The following is a 1,757-nucleotide window of genomic DNA, read 5'->3' as shown; positions in this document are numbered from 1 at the left end:
ATTTTCGGACGGGGGTCCCTCCGATGAATCGTGAGCGTCCGTCTCGCCCATTCCGGAAGCGAGTTCCACGACTTGTAGTCCTGCTGAAAGACACAAAAATTGAAACCAATTTCTCGCCATACCAGGAGCTGATCGAGGAATTCTGCCAATCCTGATGGGAGCCCCCACCAATTTTTCGCAGCGGACTTTTCATCAGCTGACGAAAGAGGATAGTTTTTCTCCGACCAACCCAACTCACCTGCGCGGTCGAAAATATCGCGCACCAACTCGTGAGGGGAAATCATCCCGAAGTGGAGATACCCCGACAGGCCGCTGGTCGCTTCGGCGTCGGGATGATTGCGTTGGCTGTCGTAGTGAGCGATTTCGTGCGTCAGGAAATGCTTCCAGCGGGCACGGGCTGCCATCGAACCGCCGGACACCTGGACGGGCGGTACGGTCTGATCAATCGACGCAAAATCAAAGTTCGGCGAGCCTCCCGAAGACTCCCCCATTTCTTCTGGAGTAAGCGGCGGCCACCAGTCAACGGCGACGGCAGAGTGCGCTTGCCGCCATCGATCGGAGAGGGGTCTGGGATCAGGGAGGCGCCGCACCCAGGACGGAAGAAGTTCCTGCACGACACGGCGAAAACCCCGCGCCGTGGGAAAGCATCTCGGATGAACCGCCAGGGGTAGAAGACCACAGGAATCCACGGCCTCCACCCGGCACCGTGCGTTTTTACCGAGTCGGCCGAGGAGTTCCCGGAACTCGTGGTAGGGAAAGTCATCCACGATGAACGCCCCGCAGTGCGACGCAGCGTAAAGAAGGCGTTCCAGGAAACCTTCCCAGTTCCGGGGACAGCCTGCGACGAAATTCCGGCCCCATGCCGAGAGAGCGGTGGCATGCTCACAGACAGCATCCCACCAGAAACGGAGATGCCGGAGGGTCAACCGCTGAAATGGGGCCGGTGTCTCCACAAGCAGTAAATGCGGGGCTTGGCAGGTTTCAGCAATCTCAAGGACCCGATCTAGAGCAAAATTCCAGCTCAAACGATGCTGGACGCCCATCCAGCAGAGAACCGGTCGCCCGGGTCGAATCGGTAGATCCCGCAACACACGGATCCGTTCCTGGGGCACGGCGGTCGCGTGCTCCGGGCGGGGAAATTCGTGAACCTTTGCGACGTCTTGGCTTTGCAGATGCGGGCGTTTTGTCGATAACATCTGTCGTCCCGCTTAGGAAATTGGGAGGACCGTTGCAAAAGCGCACCAGATTGTGCGGTTATAATATGGGCCGACGGTGCTAAAAGCCAGGCACCTCTGGCGGTGATAAAGGAACGGCTGGTGTTGAACGCGGCCGCGAATTTCGGTACCCTTCCACCCCTTTGGGAGAGCCGAACTGGCCCACAGTCTCCCTGATGCGCGTTAGGGTGGCCGTGGATCCCTAATTATAGGGACATGTGGGGCAGCACCCTGAAGTTTGTGAAGCTCACTTGGCTGCGTGGCTGCCCTAGAAAGCCCGGGCCAGGTTGACGGCAGGCGAACACACGATGGAGAGGTCGTATGATCGACTTCGAAATACAGCGTTGCACACGTCACTGTGCGGTAACCGGCCGAGAGCTCAAACCCGGCGAGGTTTTTTATTCTGTTTTGGTGCCAGAAGGAAACTCCTGGAAACGCCTTGATTACTCCGCGGAGTCCTGGCATGGCCCGCCCGAGGGTTGCATCGCGTGGTGGCGGACCCAGATGCCCGCTGCGGAGCAGAAACGACACTGGGCGCCCAGC

The 1,757-nt window shown here is 59.0% G+C and carries 1 protein-coding gene and 1 pseudogene; one reads left to right on the top strand and one right to left on the bottom strand.

Annotation, left to right across the window (positions count from 1 at the left end):
- A partial coding sequence (locus H5U08_RS17725; RefSeq protein ID WP_297036155.1) for a hypothetical protein occupies positions 1-1,196 on the bottom strand: 1,196 nt, incomplete at its 3' end.
- A 339-nt stretch (positions 1,197-1,535) separates the two neighbouring features.
- Here H5U08_RS17725 and H5U08_RS17720 point away from each other — a divergent pair.
- Positions 1,536-1,757, top strand: a pseudogene (locus H5U08_RS17720) (hypothetical protein); the annotation flags it as partial.

Source organism: Thermogutta sp., assembly GCF_014359955.1.
Taxonomy (GTDB): domain Bacteria; phylum Planctomycetota; class Planctomycetia; order Pirellulales; family Thermoguttaceae; genus Thermogutta.
The sequence above is the reverse complement of the archived record's forward strand: the minus strand, read 5'-3'. Positions and strand labels throughout refer to the sequence as shown.